A 20,582-nucleotide genomic window follows, 5' to 3' on the forward strand; every position below is an offset into this window, starting at 1 on the left:
CCGGCAGGTAACTTCATCAGATCAGCGCGACAATCTTGTGCCACTGATTTTCAGTGGCCCGCATTGCCCGTGATTGGCGTTGTTCCAACGCAGAAACCAAGTCATTGGCCTTTTCAAGCGTGACAGTTCCTGTATAGGATATTATGCTGGTCAATACCGCATCGGGTCCGGCGGAGTCCCGGACAGTGATAAATCGCCATGAGCCGATCCTGCACAAAGAACGCATAGCAGCAACACAGCGCCGAGAACGTTTTCGCGAAAGAAATTCATGCCTTCCTTTGTAAGTAAAACACTCGTCAACTAGCCATCATCCACGTCGGCAACGAAGGCCATCGAGCGCCAGACGGGGATGCCTATAACTGCGCAAATTCGTTGCCGCGCACAAGGTCTAAACCTCGGATTCTGATACTGTGCAAAATAAATGCCACGATATCACTAATTACCAGTCACACTGATATAAAACGTTTTTTTAATGCCATAACGATTGTTTAATATTTTAATCGTTTGGAAGTGCGTTCTACCGCGCCATCCGTCTACATATGCCCGATGGTCGGCTCAATCGCGCTACGCCGCCGGATCATGACGCGCAACGTTCGCGTGATGCCACGGCGCAGACCGGGGTGGTAGACCCTAACGCTGTCCGGTTCGGCGCCCCCGGCAACCACGGTCGACGATCACGATTTCAGGTTGGACGTCACTGAGAATCGCCGCGTAGTCCAGCGCTTCTTCCATGAGATGACCGTCGTGCGCATTGCCCGGCATCGAGCGGGTCCTAATTACCCGCGTCCTCCGACGCGTCGCCGTGATCAATACCTCTACACCGTAAGCGCTAGATTTAGCACAGCGAATGAGGAATCGTTTGCATTCTGCGCGCGTGAGTAGCCCCATCGCGACGGTCGATATTGACCGGCGATGTTTCCAATTGTGTTCGGGGAGTGTGCGCCGACGTGGCGGCCTGCGCGCGTCTTGTGTGTCAGCTCGCTTTCGACTCGGCGCTGCGCTTCGCATAGTTGAACGGCAGCAGATCGCTGATGTCCGCATCCGGCGCGCGTTGCGGCGACTCGGTCAGCACGTGTAGCAGGTACGCATAGGGCTCGACGCCGCAGGCCCGACAGGTCCGGATCAAGCTGTACACCATGGCGCTCGCCTTTGCTCCGGCAAAGGTGTCGCTGAACAGCCCCGAAGTTCTGCCTGTGCAGAAGGGGCGGATATCGCGTTCCATGACGTTATTGTTTACCGGGGCAAGCCCATCTGCCACATAGCGGCTCAGGTATTCCCACTGGTTGCGTGTATAGCCAATTGCCTTGCCCAGCAGGCTCTCGGGCAACACCTCAGGGGTCTGCTCATCGAGCCATTTCCTGAATGCTTCGAGCAATGGAACACTGTGCTGCTGGCGCAGGCGGTACATGTAGCCGATACGCGTCTCGCCTTCAGGCCGATTCCCTTTGGCAAGCCGCTCGACCTAGTACAGTGCCTCTAAGTACTTGAGTGCCTGCGCTACGCGGCAACCGGGTTTCCTCTGCCCCTTGAGCGCGTCGACGAAGCTCCGTCTCGCATGGGCCAGGCAGCCGGAGTGAGTTGGGCCTTCGAGCGTGCGCCACGCAGCGTAGCCGTCGCTCATGAGCAAGCCCCTATAGCCCGCGAGGAACCTCTTCGGATGTTCCTGACTGCGCTCCGGCTGGCGCCACCGGCTCCCCGCAGTCCTCGGCACTGCGGTACGCCCACATATAGCTCTTCCTCTGCGCGCTCTTGCCGGGCTCCTTGAGTACCTGCACCGTGGTTTCGTCGCCGTGAATCAGCGGCTGCGAGAGCAGCGTCTTACGCAGCGCTGCGTACAGGCGGCTGTAATGCAGCTCGGCGGGCCGGATGATCCAGTTGGCCAGTGTGCCACGGCCTACCGGAATGTCTGCGCGCGCAAATACGTCTGCCATCCGGTACAGCGGTGTACCGTCGACAAACTTGCCGGCCGTGACGGTGGCGATCACCGACGCGCTGGCATTGCTGCCCGGCAGCGCCTGCAGGCATCGACGCAATCAGGACCGGCGTGCGGTCTGCGTGGCGCTCGCAATGCCGGCATGCGTACTTGAACCACACCTGTTGCAGCACCGACGCCTTGACGTCGATGTGCAACTGCTCGCTGTTATCCTCGCCCATGCGGTGCATACCGTGACCGCAGCAGGCGCAAATCTTCTGGTCCTCGGGCACGTCGTATTCGATGCGCTGGGGCGGCAGGTTGGCCGGCAGCGGTTTGCGCCCGCGCTTGCCGCCTTCCGGCTCGTTGACTTGCGGCAGTCCGGTGTCAGGCAGCGCGAACGCATCATCAGCGTCGTCGTAGGCCTGGGCCATTTGTTCGGCTTCGTTGAACACGCGATCCTTGAGCTTCTCACTGCGGGGCGCAAAGCGCTGGCTTTGTGCAAGCCCCAACTGCTCGTCGAGGGTCTGTATGCGCGGGGCCAGGTCAGCAGTACCCTGCTCAAGCTCACGGATATAGGCTTGGGCGGCCGGCGGAAGTCCAGAGAAGATGTGTGTCCATGCCTCTCACGATAGCGATGAAACCGCCGAAACAGGTTTACGTGCCGCCTTGATATCAATCAAGGTTTGTGTCGATCGTCTCGGGCCGATAGCGGCGGGATGGATGTCGACGAACCGCTTCAATGTCGATGCCCTCAAGCAGCCAATGCAGCTGTTCGGTCGTCAGTTCGATGACGGCCTGCTGCCGGCGCGGCCACACTAACCGGTCTGCTTCCAGGCGGCGCAGCATCAGCCGGAAGCCGTTACGCTCCCACAGCAACAGTTTGATGCGGTTAGCCCGCCGGTTGCTGAACGCGTACACGGCGCGTGCGAGCGGATCGATCTGCATCGACTGCTCAACCAGGTTGACGAGGCTGTGGATCCCAGCCCTGAAGTCGATCGGCTCGCGGTGCAGATAGACTCGCAGCTCCGTATCGAAGCGGAACATCAGCGCGCTCGCAATGCTGCGGTCATCGCCGTCACGAGTGAAGCGTCGCGCCCGGTACACTCGAGCTCAACGAGATCCCCATTGGGAAGCGTCGCCGACAGGCCCGCCAGCGATGCCGGGCGCGGCGAAGGACGAGAAGGTTCACGCTGTGGCGCCGATTCCGATGCGGGTGGCACAGCTCCCCTTGGGACCAACGCCGGGGCCGCGTCGTCGATTGTGACGACTGTCGCGAATGCCGATGGTGCTTGCCCAAGATCGGCATTTGGACAGCAGTACATTCACGCTGCTCTTCCAGGCGCACCCACTTGTGCAACTGGTTCGCATTCACCCCGGCCTTCAGCGACAAGCCAGCCAGCGATGCGCCAGGCAGGCGGCAGGCCTCGATCAGCTTGCGCTTGCCCTCCGGGTTGGATCCATGCTTGCCATCAGCACATGTCCGGATCACCCGCAGGGGGAAAAGTCAAAGTCAGTGTCGGTCATTATCTGCGTCCGCAATCCAAGTCTGCGGGCGCAGCTTGCATCTTCCCGACTACGGAGGCTAGGTGCGCCTTATTTCGCGCTTACTTTACACCTTATATGGTCGCGCCCGGTTTATCAGGCTTTCTTTCAAGTGGTGGCGACGCTGGTAATCGACTGCTTCCGTATATCCAGACTGTCAAACGAGCCAGATGAACTCTAGGCCTTCGATGCAATCTGCTGTCCGGGTTCTAGTTGAACTCTCGGGCTCGAACGTGTGGTGCGTGGGGTGATTCAGGATCTCCTGGCCACGGTCTAACCTAGCGGGGAGGGAAAACGCTGGCTCAGAAAGCGGACGGAATTTCGGTGACGTCTGCCAAACGCCGCCACGCGGTGAAGCGTGCCGCGAGCTGTTTGCGCGCGTTCAGGATCGCGAAAGCCACGCATGCGTCGCTCGCGTTCACGGTCGGCTGATTACCATTTTCGGCACGGCTATTGAGCCGCGCGCTGGCTTTGACAAAGATGTGCTTGACGTAAGCCGGTTCGGGAATCTCGGCAGGCCAAACGGTCATCCCGGCCGCCGCTCGTTTTACCGTGAACTTGGTGGAATCACCCTTGGACGGTATCGAAGCGCTGCATTATCTAGCGCCACTCGGCGACGTAGCGCCATCGTGATACAGGCCAAACGCGTGACTGAGCTTGACGGACGTTATCGGCATTTCGCGGATCACCGCTGGATGCAAGCAAAGGCTTACCGGTCCAAGTCAAATCCCAATTCCGTGGAGCAATATCTGTAGGAGCGGTAAAATTCGATTACCCGGTCGCGAAATGTGAATCGCTGGCAGATACTTCTTACAATCCATTGCGCCAGCCATCCTTAGCGCCCGCAATGTCGCCCGCGCGGCAAGAGAAATGCGTGCGAACTCGCTGACGACCACTCGTAACTTCATTTCATCAGGCGATTGCCAGCATCCTTCTACTCGACGATCAGCCCATGCCGGATCGCGTATCTAATCAACTCGGCGTTGTTGGACAGTCCGAGTTTGCGCATTAATCGCATCTTGTGTGTACTGATAGTTTTCCCACTGAGCGTACATGTCTCGGCGATTTCATTGATGCTCCTGCCCGCCGCGAGCATCTGCAGCACCTGGAATTCGCGATCCGACAGTACTTTATGAGGAGGCACGTCGTCGCGCTGAGTATCGAAGACCATTGCATCGACGAGCTTCGGGTCGAGGAAACGCCCGCCCTCCGCGAGCTTGCGGATCGCTGCGAGCAGCACTTCCGGGTCACTGTCCTTGGTCAGATACCCCGTCGCTCCCGCGCGCAGCGCGCGGGACGCGACCTGAGCCTCATCGTGAATGCTCAGTACGAGCACCGGCAATGAAGGATGTTCCGCCCGTACTCTGCGAATCAGGACGACACCGCTGATGCCTGGCATCGTCATGTCGAGCAACAAAAGGTCGACTGCCCGCGAGCGCAACCCATCGATCACTTCTGACCCCTGTGCCGCTTCCGCCACAACGACGATATCGCTCGTAGTAGCTATGATTTGTCTGAGTCCACCACGGACGATTGCATGATCGTCTGCGATGAGTATCCTGATCATGTTCGAAGTCCGCCATCGAGCGGAATGTGAATTGAAACCATGGTGCCCGCGCCCGGCGCACTTTCGATTGAAAGCGATCCGCCAATCAGCCGCGCGCGTTCGTTCATGCCGAGCAGGCCATATGAATAGTCGCCCCTCACGACTTGCTGGTCGAAGCCGCGGCCATCGTCACGCACCTGCAGCAGGAGCTTCGCCGCCGTCGAAACAAGCGTCACCTCGACATGTGTGGCGACGGCATGCCGCGCGACGTTCGTCAGCGACGCCTGTGCGATGCGGAATAAGGCCGTGGCATGTGAATCGGACAGCGAGGGTTCTCCGCCTTCGATGCGCAATTCACACACAATAGCATTCCGGAGGTTGAACTCGTCGACAAGCCATTCAAGGGCAGACGCAATTCCGAAGTTGAGCGCGGCGGGCCGCAAATGACTCGCGACATTTCGCACCATCGAGATCGTGCCTTCGACTAGTTGGCGCATATCGTCGGCTTTTTTTGACGCTTCCGCGTCGTACGCTATACGCATCTTGAGCAGGGACACGTCCATCTTAAGCGCAGTCAGCAATTGCCCCAGTTCGTCGTGAATTTCCATCGCAATGCGCCTTCTTTCTTCTTCGCGAACCGCCTCCATATACGCGGACAGTTCGCGCTGCTCCTCGCGCGATTCGACGAGCTCCTGCTCCATTTGCTTGCGCGCAGTGATGTCGTTCAGGCCAACATAGATCGCCGGAGAATCGTCGTAAGTCGCAACGCGTGCCGTCACCATCGCCCAGAATCGTGTACCGTCAAGACGCCGCAATTTGACTTCTGTATTGCGCAAGCCACCCTTCGTTTGTAGATGCTCGATCAGACGCTCATGCTCGCCACGTTCGGCATAGAAATCGTCGATATTGGCGGACGAGGCTTCTTCCATACCGAAGAGCTCACGCAGCGGCCGGTTTGTGTAAAGGATGTGTCCGTCAGGCATCGACGTGATGCACAGCGGCACCGGACTCGTTTCGACAATCGCGCGAAAGCGAGCCTCGCTTTCCTTGAGACGAGCGTCTGCACGCCTCCCCTCGTCGATCTGCGCCAGCAAGCTCGTGTTGGCATGCGCGAGCTCTTCGGTGCGCAACGAGACGCGGTGCTCCAGATCGTCGCGCGCTGCCGATAGCACCGCTTCCGTCTTCTTTCGCACGGCTACTTCCGCGAGCAGCAGGTGGTTCTGCGCGAGCACCTGCTTGTGCGTCATCCGCAGTTCAAGGTGCACGCCAACGCGAGCCAGCGTCTCATCGACACGTAACGGCTTGGTTACATAATCGGCGCCGCCCACCAAAAAACCTTCGACGCGGTCCGCGTTGCCTGAGAGCGAGGTCATGAATATGACCGGGATGTCGCGCGTGCGCTCATCGTGCTTGAGGCGTCGACAGGTCTCAAAGCCGTCGATGCCTGGCATCTCCACTTCAAGCAGGATCACGTCCGCCTGCGCAAAGACCGCACGCTCGACCGCTTCCGTCCCATCGAGCGCCGTCAGCACCCGAATGCCGTGCGCCTCGAAGCTGTCGACAATCACACCAAGATTCCCCGGCGTATCGTCGACGATAAGAATCGTGCCCTTGTGCGCGACTAAAGCGGCCAAATCGGTCATGATGCGGTGTTTCCTTCGAGATACCGCTCCACGAGTTGCAAGATCGCTTTCCACTCACAGGTTCACGCGAACCGGTTCCTATCCCAAATATTCGCGCGAGTGCCGCCATTGTGGGAGTCCAATATTTGGACCTCGATCCAGAGCCTAGTCTGCGCGCCCTTGCCGGCTTCAAGGTCCGCTGCGACAACGCGCACCGCAGCGTCAAATCCGCCGCACGCTCCACGAATTTTGCGCTTATGCTTGCATTTTCTCTCCCTACTCCGCTCGCGCCATCAGCGTGACTCTGCGCGGCGCGGCCAATTCGTCGATCAGATCTGCCACTTCGCAGAGCGCGCGGAAGTCACAGTCGTCGATCCGATTCGCGTGATTCCGCCGCAAATCGCGAAGTGTTTCGCCAAGGCGCCTGAGCGCGCTGGGGCTACTGTCGCGCAATAGCCAGCAAAGCATCAGATACGCAAGTGCCGTCAAGCTGCGCGTCTCGCACCAAGTGTCGAACAGTCGCAGACATATCGCGTCGATCTGCGAGACGACGTTCTCCCTCTCCGACAGATAGCCCATCATAATTCGTCAAGTCGACGTTGCATGTCTTCATGTTCATTATCGACTAGCAGACTTCCTACCGCATTCAGCGCTTACTGCAAAATCAGAGTATGAGATGCTGAATCACGCGTCAGGACATCCTGACGCCATTAGCGCAGAAAGCCCGCCGATAGGTAAACCTTCAATTTCCGCCGCACAAGGGCGATCCGATTCAGGAAGTCCTGACGGCCTCAACCAGCGCTTCCTGAGACAACATTCGTCCGGCTCCGATTGGACGCCCGCACCGATCGCCATACCATCGAATCATCGTAGATCGAGGGGAAAACCATGGCGGCCTACACATCGCTGCGCTCTAAACACGAAAAGCTCGTTGGCCCGACGCGCGATTACTGGGCGGTTGTCCGCCTGCTGGACCACTTCGTTTCACGTGGGAGCATGCCGCCCGCGCATACAGATGGGTCCGCCGACCGGTGCGTGCTCGGTCGACCTCTCTCGCCATGCCAACGCAACGTGGCACGTCTTCTCACCGCCGCCTCATCGTTCAGCGAACCGGGGAAAGAAATATGCACGACGATGCCTTGAGCATTCTGCCGAAGGAAATGATCCAACTTCGCGCGTGGCTCAGCGACTGGTACGACCAGGCATTCGCCGCGGGCTACATTCACCGCCCTTCATTCTCGACGAAGTGACCGCCGACCGGTTGGAAGGCTACTTCAAGGCGGGCCTGACGCAGCCGAAGGCGCAATTTTGTTCTTCGGCGTCGTGCATTGAGCGCAAGCGATGATGTTCGAAGAACTCGGCTCGATGTGCTTGTCGACCGCGAGTGCCGGATGTCGACGTCCGAAGCGTCGTCACGGCTTTGTCCGGTAAGGCCTTGATCAAGCATGCCGCCTGGCTAATCATAGGCCTCACCATTGGCCGGTTCTCAGGGGCGCGATGCAAATTGCTCCGTATATATTTCACCTTGCTCGCGTCGCTTCAGCACACCGAATTCACTTCTAGCTAACGTACTGTCGTCAACAGCGCAAGCAGGGCGACTGAGCCTTTGCTCCCTGAAAAGTGCGGACAAAAACCGACGATTGCGAACCGAACCCGCGGCATTCACTGGCCGCCGCTCGAAACGGACAGGCCATAACTCGCTTGTTTAGGTGAAACTGCAAGCGATCAACCAAATAGGCGAATAGGTGTACGGATCACATGGCAGAGGAACATATTCCTGATGCGGTTCTGTTGCGTGGAGCGGAATCGGCGTTTCGCGGGCACCCAGCTCGCATGGAAGTGGGTGCGGGGCTGGTGCATGTCCGGCGCCGGAAAACAAAACCCGCAGGCAACTGACTAACGCGACATCATCAGCATACTGACGTTCTGCATCACCCAGACCGTGCCGAGGATCAGGAACGCAGCGGCTAGTATCGTGTAGCAGAGTGAAAGCACGTTCCATCCCTGCCCAGGCGAGAGGGTCAGATGTAGGAAGCACACAAGGTGCACGACAACTTGCACAAAGCCGAGTACGGCGATCGCGATCATAGCCGTAGTTGCATCGAGGGCATCGTACAGCCCGACACCGAATGCGCCGGCCGTAAGTAATACCGAAAGAAAAAAGCCCGCGAGATACCTAGTGAGGCTGCCATGAGACCCCGCGTGAGTCTGCGCATAAGCCATTAGAGCATGCTCCCCAGATAGACGAAAGAAAACACGAAGATCCATACTACGTCGAGGAAGTGCCAGAATAGGCTCAGGCACGTTAGCCGGCGGACCTCCTGCTCACCAAGCTGAGGCACCCGCAGCACTTGCATCATTAGTACGAGCATCCACAGCAGGCCGAAGAAAACGTGAATTCCGTGCGCAGCGACGAGCGTAAAGAAGGCTGAGAGAAACGCGCTGCGCTGCGGGCCCGCGCCTTCCGCGATCAGCTGCGAGAACTCGCGAAGTTCGAGCGCGAGGAACGACGCGCCAAGAATGAATGTGATCACGAGCCAACCGAGCACGACACCGCTCCTTGCCCGCGGCACACCCAACATCGCGAAACCATAGGTGATACTAGAAAGCAACAGCACAGAGGTTCCCAGCGCCACGCCGGTTAGATCGAAGAGATCGTGACCCGTAGGGCCACCGGCGAACTGGTGCCTCAGCACACTGAACGTAGCAAAGAGCGCCGCGAACAGCATACAGTCGGTCATCAGATACACCCAGAAGCCGAACACTGAGTGCGATTGTGGATGATCTTGATAATCGACTTCTGAAAAATCTGCGCCAACGGTTTTCTGTAACATCAGTAAGCCTCCTCGGCGACTGAACCGTTAATGCCCATCGGGTCTCTCGTGCCAAACCGCCGTTCTTCGATCTCACGGACCATCGCCGCGGGAATGTAATATCCGTCGTTCTTGTCGAAGCTCTTTATGATCATCGTGAGGACGATCCCAATGAAACCTAGCAAAGCGAGCCACGCGACGTGCCATACGGCCGCGAAACCCAGCACCAAGCTGCACATCCCCGTGAAAAAACCCGCCGATGTATTGGATGGCATATGGATGTCCACGTACTTTGACGCCAGCCCAAGGCCGCAGCCCGTTTCTTTCATGTACGCGAAGGCGTCAATGTCCTCCACTTTCGGAACGAGAGCGAAGTTGTAGACCGCCGGCGGTGAGGAAGTTGCCCATTCGAGCGTGCGCCCATCCCATGGATCGCCTGTCATATCCTTGTATTCGGCCTCATTGCGGTTCACGAATGCCATCACCCACAGCAGAACCTGTAACAGGATCCCCACCGCGATGATCGCCGCGCCGAGCGCCGCAACAATGAAGTATGGTTGCCATTCAGCCACATCATAGTGATTTGTGCGGCGCGTCGCGCCCATGAAGCCGAGCACATAAACAGGTACGAAGGCCACATAAAAGCCGACGAACCAGCACCAGAACGACGCCTTGCCGAGCTTGTCATCGGGCTTGACACCGAACACCTTCGGAAACCAGTACTGCAGGCCAGCTAAATAGCCAAACACCACACCGCCAATAATGGCGTTATGAAAATGAGCGACCAAGAAAAGCGAATTGTGCAGCACAAAGTCCGCGCCCGGAATCGCCATCATCACGCCGGTCATGCCACCGATAGAGAACGTCACCACGAAACCGATGGTCCAGAACACGGGCGCAGCGAATTGAACGCACCCGCGATACATCGTGAATAGCCAATTGAAGATCTTGACGCCGGTTGGAATCGCGATAATCATTGTGGCGATGCCGAAAAATGCGTTGACGTCGGCGCCTGAGCCCATGGTAAAGAAGTGGTGCGCCCAAACAAGAAACGAAAGTAACATGATCGCACACGATGCGTAGACCATCGTCCTGTAACCGAATAGCGGCTTCTTGCAGAAGGTAGCCATCACTTCCGAATAGATGCCGAAAGCGGGCAGCACTAGAATATACACTTCGGGGTGGCCCCACGCCCAAATCAGGTTCAAGTACAACATGGCGTTGCCACCAAGTTCGTTCGTGAAGAAGTGCGTGCCAATGTAACGATCGAGGCCGAGCAGCGCTACCGCGACCGTGAGAATGGGAAACGTCGCCATGATGAGGACATTCGAGCAGAGCGCCGTCCATGTGAACACGGGCATCTTCATGAGCGACATCCCCGGCGCGCGCATCTTGATGATTGTGACAAAGAAGTTCACGCCCGACATCAAGGTGCCGACACCCGAGAGCTGAATCGCCCATATATAGTAGTCCACTCCAACGCCAGGACTAAATTTCAGCTCGGAAAGCGGCGGATACGCGAGCCAGCCGACCTTCGCGAATTCGCCAGCTACGAGGGACAAATTGATCAACGCCGCGCTGACTGCGGTCAACCAGAAGGAAAGCGAGTTCAGGAACGGAAACGCCACGTCGCGCGCGCCGATCTGCAATGGCACGACGAGATTGAAGAAGCCTACCATGAGCGCCATCGCCATGAAGAAGATCATGATGACGCCATGCGCCGTGAAGATCTGGTCGAAGTGATCCGGCGGCAGATAGCCTGGCGAATTGAACGCCACGGCTTGTTGAAGGCGCATCATTACGGCGTCGGCAAAGCCGCGCACCAACATGAGCACGGCTACAATCATGTACATGACGCCGATGCGCTTGTGGTCCACGCTCGTGAGCCACTCGACCCAGAGGTACTTCCACTTGCCTTCTAAGGTGACCAGCCAGAACACGCCGAGGACAACAAGCGCCATGAACACCGACGCCCCCATGACGATGGGCTGATCGAAAGGCATCGCGTCTAATGTGAGTTTTCCGAACATGGCTGTTTACCCTTTGGTTACGCACGATGATGCAGTGAAATCCGCGACGTTGCCGTTGTTGTATTTGCCGACGATTTTGTCGAAAAGCCTCCGGTCGACCTTCGAGAAGTACTGCACGGGCGCGTTTGCGTGCGGCTGCGTGACCGTTGCGTACCGATCCATCGTAAGCTGGGTCGATGAAGCTTTTACCGTCTCCACCCACGCATCGAAGCCCCGCTGGCTCGTAGCCACCGTACGGAACTTCATATCGGAGAAGCCTTTGCCGCTGTAATTCGACGAGAAGCCCGTGAAGTCGCCCGCTTCGTCGGCGATCAGGTGTAACCGCGTTTGCATGCCGGCCATCGCGTAGACTTGAGTGCCAAGTTGCGGGATGAAGAAAGAGTTCATCACCGAGTCCGACGTGATGCGAAAATTGACCGGCGTGCTGACAGGCACCGCCAATTCGTTCACTGTAGCGATGCCGAGGTCAGGATAGATAAAGAGCCATCTCCAGTCGACCGCGACGACTTCGACGTTGATGGGCTTCACGTCCGATTCCAGTGGTTTATAAGGGTCGAGCTCATGCGTGGTACGCCACGTAAGGATGGCGAGGAATAGAATGATGGCAGCGGGTATGGCCCAGACCACCACTTCAATCGCCGTTGAGTGAACCCAGGTCGGGACGTAGCGTGCGCTGCGGTTCGACGCGCGGTAGCGCCACGCGAAGGTAAGCGTGAGGATAATAACGGGAACTACGATCAGCAGCATGGCCCATGTGGCCGAGGCGATGAGTGATCTCTCCGCCGCGCCTACGCTACCCTTGGGACTCAGGACGAGAAACTTGGGGCTACACCCAGCAAGAGAAACGAACAGCCAACCACCGATAGGGATTAACCACTCCTTAAAAGCTTTCCTCTCTGTCATGCCCATCTTCTCCCAAGTTAACCACTGTACAAGGAGCGAAGCCAGCCGTTCACTGAACCGTCTGTCGCTTGAGATTCGCAACGTCTAGAACTTCACCCCGACGCCAATACCAATGACCAGCGGATCGAGATGCAAGGCGCCAATTGTCGAGCCGCTAAGCGATGCGTCAGTCTTCATCCATATCTTCTTGATGTCGGCGTTAACGAATAGACTCTTTGATGCCTGCACGTCAATCCCGACCTGCAGCGCAGGACCAAAGCTGTGATTCTTTATAGAGACGGGTACACCTCCCGCATGCAATCCGTTGTTATAAAAGAGCGTGTAGTTGAGTCCGGCACCAACGTACGGTCGAACGCGTCCCGCATGATTAAAATGATATTGCAATAACAATGTCGGTGGCAGCACGTTAACGCCACCAAGGTCGCCGAGATTCGACGTCAGGTGATGACGTGAGGTACCAAGAATCAACTCCACGCCGATGCTGTCCCGTACCATATAAGTGAAATCGACCTCTGGCACCAGCGCGTTGCTTACGCCGACATCGAGCGCGGAAAGCGTGTCAGTGCTGCGAACTTGCGGTTCAATGCTTATCGCGCGGAGGCGTACCAACCAATCACCTGCGTAGTTTCCGACGACTTCACTGTCGGCGGCGTTAGCTGCGTGCGGTACAAATGGTGACATAAGGAGTAGTGCAGCAGCCACATTACGGAGTTGCTTTATCATTGTCATTACCTTTAGCCATTAACCTTCTACACTGTGTCCGAATTCGTGGCCGATAGCGTTGATCGCAATCAACTGATGTTTTACGCAGTGCTTGTGTGCGTTACCGCGTCGCAGGCCATATGAGTTCTTGCACTTCTCCGTCCGCGCTCCGAATTGCGCAATGCGTCCCGAAATGTTTTGCAACCGATCGTGGGATTGCGATATGCCGTGTGGCTCTCCGTAGCACTAAGAAGCCTTAACAAAATGATTGCTTTGATCTGTTAACTTCCAACGATTGCTGTTAACCTCGTCATTGTTTCGGTGACGAGGAGGCCATGGCCAAACTACTCGTTGATGCGTTGTGGGCACTCATTGAACCCTTGATGCCCCCACCCAAACCTCGCCGCTCACGGTATCCCGGACGCAAACCACTGGATGACCGGGCCATGCTTACCGGGCCTGCGCTGGGACCTGCTGCCCCGCGAGATGGGCTGCGGCAGTGGCATGAGTTGCTGGCGCCGTCTACGAGACTGGCAGGCTGCCGGCGTCTGGGACCGGCTACACGAAGTGGTGCCCGCGAAGCTACGCGAGTCCGACCGGATTGACTGGTCCCGTGTCGTCGTCGACTCCTCCTCGATCCGCGCGGTGGGTGCAGGTCAAAAACGGGACCGAATCCCACCGTCCGCGCGCAACCTGGTTCAAAGCATCCCGCTCGCGGCAATCCTCACCGGCGCCAACCGTCACGATCTCACCCAGCTTCACACGCTGGTTGATGCGATCCCACCCATTGCCGGCAAGCGCGGCCGGCCGCTTTCGAAGCCCCGCATCGTTCAGGGCGATCGGGGCTACGATCACGACAAATACCGCCGTCCGCTGCACGCAGCCGGCATCGCTACCGAAATCGCCCGACGTGGCCACCCTCATGGCAGCGGCCTTGGCAAAACCCGCTGGGTCGTCGAGCGAACCATTTCGTGGCTTCACAACTTCCGGCGACTGCGCATCCGCTTCGAACGCCTTGCCTTCATCCACCAAGCCTTCATCAAACTCCCCTGCTGCATCATCTCTTGGCGAAGGCTGAAGGACTCATTTTGTTAGCGCCTCTAAGTAGCGCTATGAATGGCAAAATGCAGCGCGGAGGAGTCGATCGTCATCTTCTGGTCGACTAACCGCCGACGCTTCGCGAAAGGTCCGGCGCAATCGTCGCGCCGCTCCTAATGTCGATTCTTGCCTTCGCGCTTCGGTCTTGAGGATGCTATTGGAACAGCAACGCAGCCGAAGCCAGCGACGTCGAGCAATTAGGGAGACCCAATATCCATGCTTTCCGGCGGGTTGAACTGCCCCCCCTTTTAGCACTCGACACTGAGCCCAGCCCCGAACGGGTCCACCCCTCACCGGATGATGTCATAGCTGTAATCGGTCTTCGAGATGTCAATCGTGCTTGCATCGAGTGTCTCGAAGAATTCATCCAGCAGCGCTAACAGAACGCGTAATGCCCCCGCATACCCCCACGTCGGATAGCGGTGGTAATGGTGGCGGTCGAAAATCGGAAACACGAGTCGGACGAGCGGCGTACCAGTGTCGCGCTCCAAGTACTTTCCGTGTGTATTGCCGATCAGGAAATCCACTGGTTCCGTAAATAGCAGCGAGCGCAAGTGCCATAGATCGCGCTTTGGATAGACCTTGCATCCTTCACCATATGGCGACGCGTCCAGCAATGCCCTAACCTTTTCCGCCCACCCCTCGTTACCGTTCGTCGAGAGCACGTGCACCGGCTCCGCGCCCAACTCAAGCAGGAAGTTCGTGTAACCGAGCATCTGATCTGGATCGCCATAGAGCGCATACCGCTTGCCGTGCAGACTCGCCTGACTGTCTGCCATCGCATCAACTAGTTGCCCACGCTCCCTTTCAAGTTCAGCCGGGATTGGTCTTCCCGTCACGCGCGAAATCTCCATGAGGAAATGATCTGTACCTGAAACGCCGACAGGCGCATTCAGTGACACGACTTCGTGGCCATGATCGGCGAGGAACTTGCTGGTCTTTTCACAGCAATACTCCTGAAAGACGAACGTTGCCTTGGCGTTCAGCGCACGTTCGACCTCCTCTTTCGTAGTCCCGCCCTCGTACATCCGAAATTCGCCATCAGTCGGCGTGTTCCAAGTTCCCGATGGATCGCAAATAATATTCACGCTTACGCCAAATAAATCGAAGATACGCCGAATCTCCTTCATGTTTCCGACCACGAAGCCGTCGAACCCTCCGATAAAGTTCACGCTCTCGTCAGGAACTCGCAAAAGTGGTGCAGTAGTGCCCGCCTTGCCGTCCCAAAAGTACTTCAGGATGCCCAGGAGCGCATTGTCGTAGCCGGTCACGTGGCTGCCGACAAACGCGGGCGTATGCGCGAACGGCACGTCGTAATCTTGTGGCACGCTGCCCTTCTGCCTGCTATTCTTGATGAACGCGTCGAGGTCGTCGCCAATCACCTCCGCCATGCAGGTCGTGGATACGGCGATCATGTCGGGCTTGTAGAGATTGTATGCATTCGCGAGACCGTCGATCATGTTGTTCAGACCACCGAACACGGCCGCATCCTCTGTCATGGACGAACTGACGCACGACGTCGGCTCTTTAAAATGTCGCGAAAAGTGCGAACGGTAATAGGCCACGCAGCCCTGCGAGCCATGCACGAAAGGCAGTGTCTTATGGAATCCGTTCGCGACGAATACGGCACCAAGAGGCTGACACGCCTTGGCTGGATTTATGGTCAGGGAGTCACGGGCGAAGTTCTTCAGTTTATAATCTTCTGTCTTCGTCCATTCGGCAACCCGCTTTATCGCCTCGTCGGAATGGTTGAACTCGAAGTTATCTTTCTTATTGCGAAGGAGCTCTTGATACTCCGGCTCGCGAAACAGCAGTTCGTGATCGAGAATTTTGTCGCTTGATTGGGGCATGATTGGCTCCTGTATTGATGTTCTATGCAACCGGCGATCGGCGCGGCCATGCCGCTAACAGCGCTCACGCCGCCTTCTTCCACGGTGCTTTCGACAGACTCCAGACAGGACTCGAGATCGCCATGTCCATGTCCCGCGCGAAGATAGCGAAGCCGTCGTAGCCATGATATGGGCCAGAATAATCCCAGCTGTGCATCTGGCGGAATGGGACGCCCATCTTCTGAAAGACGTATTTTTCTTTGATGCCGGAGCCGACGAGGTCTGGTCGCGTATGTTCGACAAACTTCTCGAATTCGTAGCCAGTCACGTCGTCGTAAATCAGAGTGCCTTCTTTTATGTGATGCGTTGTGCGCTGGTAGTCGTCGTTGTGAGCAAACTCGTAGCCGGTACCGACAACTTCCATCCCAAGATCCTCGTACGCGCCTATTACGTGGCGTGGGCGAAGGCCACCTACAAACAGCATCACTTTTTTCGTCTGAAGCCGCGGCTTATATTTGGCTATGACGGCATCCATCAACGGACGGTATTTTGCGATCACCTTCTCGGCGTTTTCCATAATGGTGTCGTCGAATCGGCTTGCAATCTCGCGCAAGCTCTTTTCGATCATTGTCGGGCCGAAAAAATTGTATTCGACCCATGGAGTGCCATACTTCTCCTCCATGTGCCGGCTGATGTAGTTCATCGAACGGTAGCAGTGAAGCAGGTTGAGCTTAGATCGCGGCGTATTCTCAAGTTCTGCGAGAGTGCCATCGCCTGACCACTGCGCGATGACCCGCAGGCCCATTTCCTCGAGGAGAATGCGGCTCGACCACGCATCACCGCCAATGTTGTAGTCGCCAATGATCGCGACATCGTACGGTGTGGACTCCAGCGCGGATCGCTGTCTCGGCTCGGCGCGGTCGAACACGCAGTCGCGAATCGCATCGTTTGCGAGGTGATGCCCGAGTGACTGCGATACGCCTCGAAAGCCCTCACAGCGCACCGGTACGATCGTGTGCCCGCCGTACTGCGCGCTCTTCCTTTTAGATACTGCCTCAATATCGTCACCGATGAGGCCGATTGGGCATTCGGTTTGGACGGATATGCCCCTGTTCAGCGGAAACAGCTCCTGAATCTCGTCGACGATCTTATCGAGTTTCTTGTCGCCGCCGAACACAATGTCCTTCTCTTGGAAGTCGGACGTGAATTGCATCGTGACAAACGCATCGATTCCTGTCGTCCCGACGTAGTAGTTGCGGCGCGATCCCCACGAGTACTGCCCGCATCCGACAGGTCCGTGACTGATGTGAATCATGTCCTTGATCGGCCCCCAGACGACGCCCTTCGAGCCCGCGTAAGCGCAGCCCCGAATCGTCATCACCCCCGGCAAAGACTTGATGTTTGACTTCACACCACAGTCAGGCTTGCCCTGTTCGAAGGAACCCAAATGCTTGGCCCGCCGTTTAGCCATTTTTTCAGGGTAAGCTCGCAGCACTTCGTCAATCAAGGCCTTATTAGCAGCTTTGCGTTCTTCAACCGTCGCGGTCATTGAATATCCTATAAGTGAAGACTGTCGTTGGCGGAAACGGTAGCCGTGCGCCGCACGGCAACCGTCGTCCAGCACTCGTCAGGCGGTGAGCTCGGCGGCGGTCTTGCCGACTTGGGACTCATCGACTTGCACCATAATTCCTTTTTCCATCAATAAGTCTTCGAGCTGATCCATTGTGATCGGGGTTGGAATCACGCCATTGCCGCCGTTATGGTGAACCTTCTCCGCAAGCGCGCGATATTGCCCAGCCTGCTCGCTGTCCGGCGCGTACTCAATCACGGTCATCCGACGAAGTTCCGCATGCTGCACAATGTTGTCGCGCGGGACGAAGTGAATCAATTTAGTGCCTAGCATCGCTGCCAGTGATTCGGCCAGTTCAAGTTCCTTGTCGGTTTTGCGCTCGTTGCAAATGAGTCCGCCCAAACGCACACCCCCACTGTTCGCATATTTCAAGATTCCCTTCGAGATGTTATTAGCGGCGTACATCGCCATCATTTCTCCCGACATCACGATGTAAATTTCCTGTGCCTTGTTCTCGCGAATAGGCATTGCGAAGCCACCGCAAACGACGTCGCCGAGCACATCGTATGACACGTAGTCGACTCCGTCGTAGGCGCCATTCTCCTCAAGGAAGTTGATCGATGTGATGACACCCCGACCCGCACAGCCGACGCCTGGCTCAGGCCCGCCCGACTCGACACAGCGGATATTCTTGTAGCCTATCTTCATAACGTCATCGAGTTCGAGGTCTTCGACCGAACCGGCTTCCGCCGCGAGAGAGAGGATGGTGTCCTGAGCTTTCGCGTGCAATATAAGACGTGTCGAGTCGGCCTTTGGATCGCACCCAACGATCAAGATCTTTTGCCCAAGGTCGCTAAGCGCTGCAAGCGTATTCTGCGACGTGGTCGACTTACCGATGCCGCCCTTTCCGTAGAAGGCAATTTGTCGAAGTTGAGACATTGTTTTACTCCATTGAGATTAGAAGGTAAAACCATAGGTGCGAATCAGCACTGAAAAGCCACGACCAAGTCCTCAGCCTGCTGTGTCTATATGGTCTTCTTCTAGAGTCACGCATCGGCCGGAGTGTGTCCGCGCCCTTCGTCCCTGCAACGTCCATGCCACAAGCCCCTGAATCCGCCAAATGCTTGCTCAGCGAGGCCATCCGCAAACTCTCCAATTTCGGCCACCGACAATTTCGACGTCGTCTTCCTGACAAACCGCACGCCCCTTTGCCCCAAATGGACATCCACGTGCAGAGTTGTTGCCCGCTTGACCCGGCTTACCGCAGTATTGGCCAGCATGCAGCATTGGTACGGATGTTGCGAGTTTCTGGCTGCCCGCTGAAAAGGCACGATCCAGCACCAGATTAACTATGCCAAGCTATTTCTCCAATTAGGATTACAGAATGCCTGATACGCTAACCTCTGCTGCACTCAGTGGGACACCATTTGCCCGCCTCGATCGCGAGGGGCGCCTCCTCAACCCCGTCTTTAAGGGCCGCACAAATGCGGCTGACAGGTTCGGCTTTCGCGGTGAGCTGGCGCTACGATTTGGGCCTCACCTCGCCGACGAGGCCCGCCCGCCCGAGCTCTCTTGCGAGCAGGTGATGGCTGTCGCGAATGCTGGCGACCCACACGTCCAATTCTTCGCAGGGTGGTTACTGAGTTTTGAACACTTGACGAATGTCGGAGAAGTACTCGGCGAGGCCCTGTCGCACCACGGCAAGTACTTCCTGTTCTGTGACAACATCGATCTGTCCAGCCGCTTTCAGGTGCCGTACAAAGAAGCGACGTTTTATGTTCTGCCGATACTCGAATCGACAGTCTACAACGAGATGCTCGAACTCCTTTATCTGGAGAAGGGCGACCTCAAGAGGACAGACACTGCCGGGAAGCTCGATGCTATCGTCGATGCGGCGATGCAATTTAGCTTTTCCTTTGACACGATAAGTTACGCGGAAGGCCTCAAACTGATGGGACCGATTCGCGATCCAAATGAAAACAGGCCCGTCTGACGACAGCGTCACGGCAGGTCGCCCGCATGTAATCGCTGCCTCGCGTTTCAGAATGTGACGGCGATTCCAATCACCTCCACCGGAGTGAAAGCATGTCACTGCGCACCAAGACCGCATCACGTCAAACCGCGTCACTCGAGACTCCCCTACTCGAAAGCCCGAGCCACACGCACACGGATATCCCGAACGCCGACGCAGATCTTCATGCACCTCCGTGCGTGGCGGTTGCGAAATGGCTCGATGCTCACGACTTCCAGGACACTCAATCGCGCAGCATTGACGGCATTACGCCCTTAATGCTGGCGGCGCTGCACGGCGAAGACTACATTGTCGCTGCGCTACTCGAATCAGGCGCACGCATCAGCGCCCTCGACGACGAAGGAAACCATGCGCTGTGGTATGCATGTTTGGGCGGCGCACCAGGACCGATCCTTCGGTTGGTCGGTGCAGGACTCGCTCTTGATCACCTAAACGCGGACGATATGACGTGTCTGATGCAGGCGGCCGCCACCGGTCGAATTGAGGTTATGTGGCTGTTGCTGTCGCTCGGCGCGAATGACAGTCTCGTTGCGCCAGACGGCCGTGACGCCCTCGACATGGCTGCCGATTTGGGACTCCAGTTACTGCACGCGGCACACGAACGCAGGAGCCCCAAATTGGTCTCAGCCGGCGAATCGCCTTATTATGGCCCGGGGAGCGCGCGCGGCGTCTTCTCCGATAATGTTTCCCGTTGACCTGCCCCTCGTCATGCCGCTCTACGACTATGTATGTCGCAACTGCAGGTTGCGTTTCGAAACTCTCGTGCGCACGAACTCGCCCGTGGCCTGCCCCCGCTGTCAGAGCACCGAACTGGAGAAGCAGGTCAGTGCACCGTCCGCCCCAGCGCGCAGCAGGGCAATCATCGCTGCGGCCCGCCGTCAAGCGGCGCACGAGGGACATTTCAGCAACTACTCGACGGCGGACCGCAGCAAACTGTTGCGTGGGGGTTAATAAAGGCGCAGCGACAACATGGCCGATGT

The 20,582-nt window shown here is 57.2% G+C and carries 16 protein-coding genes and 5 pseudogenes; 5 read left to right on the forward strand and 16 right to left on the reverse strand.

From position 1 onward, the window contains the following. Window positions 1–536: 536 nt before the first annotated feature. From QFZ94_RS42450 to QFZ94_RS42485, 8 genes and pseudogenes are all read right to left on the reverse strand, one after another. Window positions 537–825, reverse strand: a pseudogene (locus QFZ94_RS42450) (IS5/IS1182 family transposase); the annotation flags it as partial. 148 nt (window positions 826–973) lie between these two features. Further along, a pseudogene (gene tnpC / locus QFZ94_RS42455) lies at window positions 974–2,487 on the reverse strand (IS66 family transposase). A 100-nt stretch (window positions 2,488–2,587) separates the two neighbouring features. Continuing rightward, window positions 2,588–2,959 (reverse strand): IS66 family insertion sequence element accessory protein TnpB, encoded by a 372-nt coding sequence (tnpB, locus tag QFZ94_RS42460; RefSeq protein WP_410851708.1) that lies wholly within the window; start codon window positions 2,957–2,959, stop codon window positions 2,588–2,590. Then, window positions 2,959–3,439, reverse strand: a pseudogene (locus tag QFZ94_RS42465) (IS66-like element accessory protein TnpA). Before QFZ94_RS42465 ends, tnpB begins: the two are co-directional and overlap by 1 nt. 320 nt (window positions 3,440–3,759) lie before the next feature. Continuing rightward, window positions 3,760–3,972, reverse strand: a pseudogene (locus tag QFZ94_RS42470) (IS6 family transposase); the annotation flags it as partial. A 419-nt stretch (window positions 3,973–4,391) separates the two neighbouring features. Then, window positions 4,392–5,024, reverse strand: a complete 633-nt coding sequence (locus QFZ94_RS42475; protein WP_429464003.1) for a response regulator — start codon at window positions 5,022–5,024, stop codon at window positions 4,392–4,394. Further along, window positions 5,021–6,646, reverse strand: a complete 1,626-nt coding sequence (locus QFZ94_RS42480; protein ID WP_429464005.1) for a hybrid sensor histidine kinase/response regulator — start codon at window positions 6,644–6,646, stop codon at window positions 5,021–5,023. Before QFZ94_RS42480 ends, QFZ94_RS42475 begins: the two co-directional genes overlap by 4 nt. A 255-nt stretch (window positions 6,647–6,901) precedes the next feature. After that, window positions 6,902–7,207 carry a hypothetical protein gene (locus QFZ94_RS42485; protein WP_410851706.1) on the reverse strand — a complete coding sequence of 102 codons (306 nt, stop codon included), beginning with the start codon at window positions 7,205–7,207 and terminating at the stop codon, window positions 6,902–6,904. A 542-nt stretch (window positions 7,208–7,749) separates the two neighbouring features. On the opposite strand from QFZ94_RS42485, the gene QFZ94_RS42490 reads away from it, so the two are divergent. Beyond that, window positions 7,750–7,875, forward strand: a complete 126-nt coding sequence (locus QFZ94_RS42490) for a hypothetical protein (RefSeq protein ID WP_410851705.1) — start codon at window positions 7,750–7,752, stop codon at window positions 7,873–7,875. Window positions 7,876–8,521: 646 nt separating this feature from the next. Here QFZ94_RS42490 and cyoD read toward each other — a convergent pair. The 5 genes from cyoD to QFZ94_RS42515 form a co-directional block, all read right to left on the reverse strand. Continuing rightward, a complete protein-coding gene (gene cyoD / locus QFZ94_RS42495) occupies window positions 8,522–8,848 on the reverse strand; it encodes a cytochrome o ubiquinol oxidase subunit IV (RefSeq protein WP_429464008.1) in 327 nt (108 codons plus the stop codon). After that, a complete protein-coding gene (cyoC, locus tag QFZ94_RS42500; protein ID WP_018435035.1) occupies window positions 8,848–9,459 on the reverse strand; it encodes a cytochrome o ubiquinol oxidase subunit III in 612 nt (203 codons plus the stop codon). Before cyoC ends, cyoD begins: the two co-directional genes overlap by 1 nt. After that, entirely contained in the window at window positions 9,459–11,468 is a 2,010-nt protein-coding gene (cyoB, locus tag QFZ94_RS42505; RefSeq protein ID WP_429464010.1) for a cytochrome o ubiquinol oxidase subunit I, read from the reverse strand. The genes cyoC and cyoB overlap by 1 nt, the downstream gene beginning before the upstream one ends. Window positions 11,469–11,474: 6 nt before the next feature. After that, window positions 11,475–12,371 carry a ubiquinol oxidase subunit II gene (gene cyoA / locus QFZ94_RS42510; RefSeq protein WP_410851703.1) on the reverse strand — a complete coding sequence of 299 codons (897 nt, stop codon included), beginning with the start codon at window positions 12,369–12,371 and terminating at the stop codon, window positions 11,475–11,477. 84 nt (window positions 12,372–12,455) lie between these two features. Next, a complete protein-coding gene (locus QFZ94_RS42515) occupies window positions 12,456–13,100 on the reverse strand; it encodes an OmpW/AlkL family protein (RefSeq protein ID WP_410851702.1) in 645 nt (214 codons plus the stop codon). 308 nt (window positions 13,101–13,408) lie between these two features. On the opposite strand from QFZ94_RS42515, the pseudogene QFZ94_RS42520 reads away from it, so the two are divergent. Beyond that, a pseudogene (locus QFZ94_RS42520) lies at window positions 13,409–14,168 on the forward strand (IS5 family transposase). 293 nt (window positions 14,169–14,461) lie between these two features. On the opposite strand, the gene nifK reads toward QFZ94_RS42520, so the two are convergent. The 3 genes from nifK to nifH all read right to left on the reverse strand — a co-directional run bounded on the left by nifK (window position 14,462) and on the right by nifH (window position 18,509). After that, on the reverse strand, window positions 14,462–16,021 hold the full coding sequence (gene nifK, locus QFZ94_RS42525; RefSeq protein WP_429464013.1) for a nitrogenase molybdenum-iron protein subunit beta: 1,560 nt from the start codon (window positions 16,019–16,021) through the stop codon (window positions 14,462–14,464). Between the two features lie 64 nt (window positions 16,022–16,085). Next, a complete protein-coding gene (gene nifD, locus QFZ94_RS42530; RefSeq protein WP_018435030.1) occupies window positions 16,086–17,549 on the reverse strand; it encodes a nitrogenase molybdenum-iron protein alpha chain in 1,464 nt (487 codons plus the stop codon). A 78-nt stretch (window positions 17,550–17,627) separates the two neighbouring features. Further along, window positions 17,628–18,509 (reverse strand): nitrogenase iron protein, encoded by an 882-nt coding sequence (gene nifH / locus QFZ94_RS42535; RefSeq protein WP_018435029.1) that lies wholly within the window; start codon window positions 18,507–18,509, stop codon window positions 17,628–17,630. 445 nt (window positions 18,510–18,954) lie between these two features. Here nifH and QFZ94_RS42540 point away from each other — a divergent pair, with 445 nt between their 5' ends. The 3 genes from QFZ94_RS42540 (at window position 18,955) to QFZ94_RS42550 (ending at window position 20,553) form a co-directional block, all read left to right on the forward strand. Then, on the forward strand, window positions 18,955–19,563 hold the full coding sequence (locus QFZ94_RS42540) for a hypothetical protein (RefSeq protein WP_429464016.1): 609 nt from the start codon (window positions 18,955–18,957) through the stop codon (window positions 19,561–19,563). Between the two features lie 92 nt (window positions 19,564–19,655). Continuing rightward, window positions 19,656–20,297 carry an ankyrin repeat domain-containing protein gene (locus QFZ94_RS42545; protein WP_410851698.1) on the forward strand — a complete coding sequence of 214 codons (642 nt, stop codon included), beginning with the start codon at window positions 19,656–19,658 and terminating at the stop codon, window positions 20,295–20,297. A 13-nt stretch (window positions 20,298–20,310) separates the two neighbouring features. Then, window positions 20,311–20,553, forward strand: a complete 243-nt coding sequence (locus QFZ94_RS42550) for an FmdB family zinc ribbon protein (RefSeq protein ID WP_429464018.1) — start codon at window positions 20,311–20,313, stop codon at window positions 20,551–20,553. Window positions 20,554–20,582: the final 29 nt, after the last annotated feature.

The sequence above is a fragment of the Paraburkholderia sp. JPY465 genome (assembly GCF_050436725.1).
Classification (GTDB): domain Bacteria; phylum Pseudomonadota; class Gammaproteobacteria; order Burkholderiales; family Burkholderiaceae; genus Paraburkholderia; species Paraburkholderia youngii.

Coding starts and splice junctions, on each gene's coding strand:
- tnpB (WP_410851708.1), bottom strand. CDS start 2,959: ATGTTCCGCTTCGATACGGAGCTGCGAGTCTATCTGCACCGCGAGCCG.
- QFZ94_RS42475 (WP_429464003.1), bottom strand. CDS start 5,024: ATGATCAGGATACTCATCGCAGACGATCATGCAATCGTCCGTGGTGGA.
- QFZ94_RS42480 (WP_429464005.1), bottom strand. CDS start 6,646: ATGACCGATTTGGCCGCTTTAGTCGCGCACAAGGGCACGATTCTTATC.
- QFZ94_RS42485 (WP_410851706.1), bottom strand. CDS start 7,207: ATGATGGGCTATCTGTCGGAGAGGGAGAACGTCGTCTCGCAGATCGAC.
- QFZ94_RS42490 (WP_410851705.1), top strand. CDS start 7,750: ATGCACGACGATGCCTTGAGCATTCTGCCGAAGGAAATGATCCAACTT.
- cyoD (WP_429464008.1), bottom strand. CDS start 8,848: ATGGCTTATGCGCAGACTCACGCGGGGTCTCATGGCAGCCTCACTAGG.
- cyoC (WP_018435035.1), bottom strand. CDS start 9,459: ATGTTACAGAAAACCGTTGGCGCAGATTTTTCAGAAGTCGATTATCAA.
- cyoB (WP_429464010.1), bottom strand. CDS start 11,468: ATGTTCGGAAAACTCACATTAGACGCGATGCCTTTCGATCAGCCCATC.
- cyoA (WP_410851703.1), bottom strand. CDS start 12,371: ATGACAGAGAGGAAAGCTTTTAAGGAGTGGTTAATCCCTATCGGTGGT.
- QFZ94_RS42515 (WP_410851702.1), bottom strand. CDS start 13,100: ATGACAATGATAAAGCAACTCCGTAATGTGGCTGCTGCACTACTCCTT.
- nifK (WP_429464013.1), bottom strand. CDS start 16,021: ATGCCCCAATCAAGCGACAAAATTCTCGATCACGAACTGCTGTTTCGC.
- nifD (WP_018435030.1), bottom strand. CDS start 17,549: ATGACCGCGACGGTTGAAGAACGCAAAGCTGCTAATAAGGCCTTGATT.
- nifH (WP_018435029.1), bottom strand. CDS start 18,509: ATGTCTCAACTTCGACAAATTGCCTTCTACGGAAAGGGCGGCATCGGT.
- QFZ94_RS42540 (WP_429464016.1), top strand. CDS start 18,955: ATGCCTGATACGCTAACCTCTGCTGCACTCAGTGGGACACCATTTGCC.
- QFZ94_RS42545 (WP_410851698.1), top strand. CDS start 19,656: ATGTCACTGCGCACCAAGACCGCATCACGTCAAACCGCGTCACTCGAG.
- QFZ94_RS42550 (WP_429464018.1), top strand. CDS start 20,311: ATGCCGCTCTACGACTATGTATGTCGCAACTGCAGGTTGCGTTTCGAA.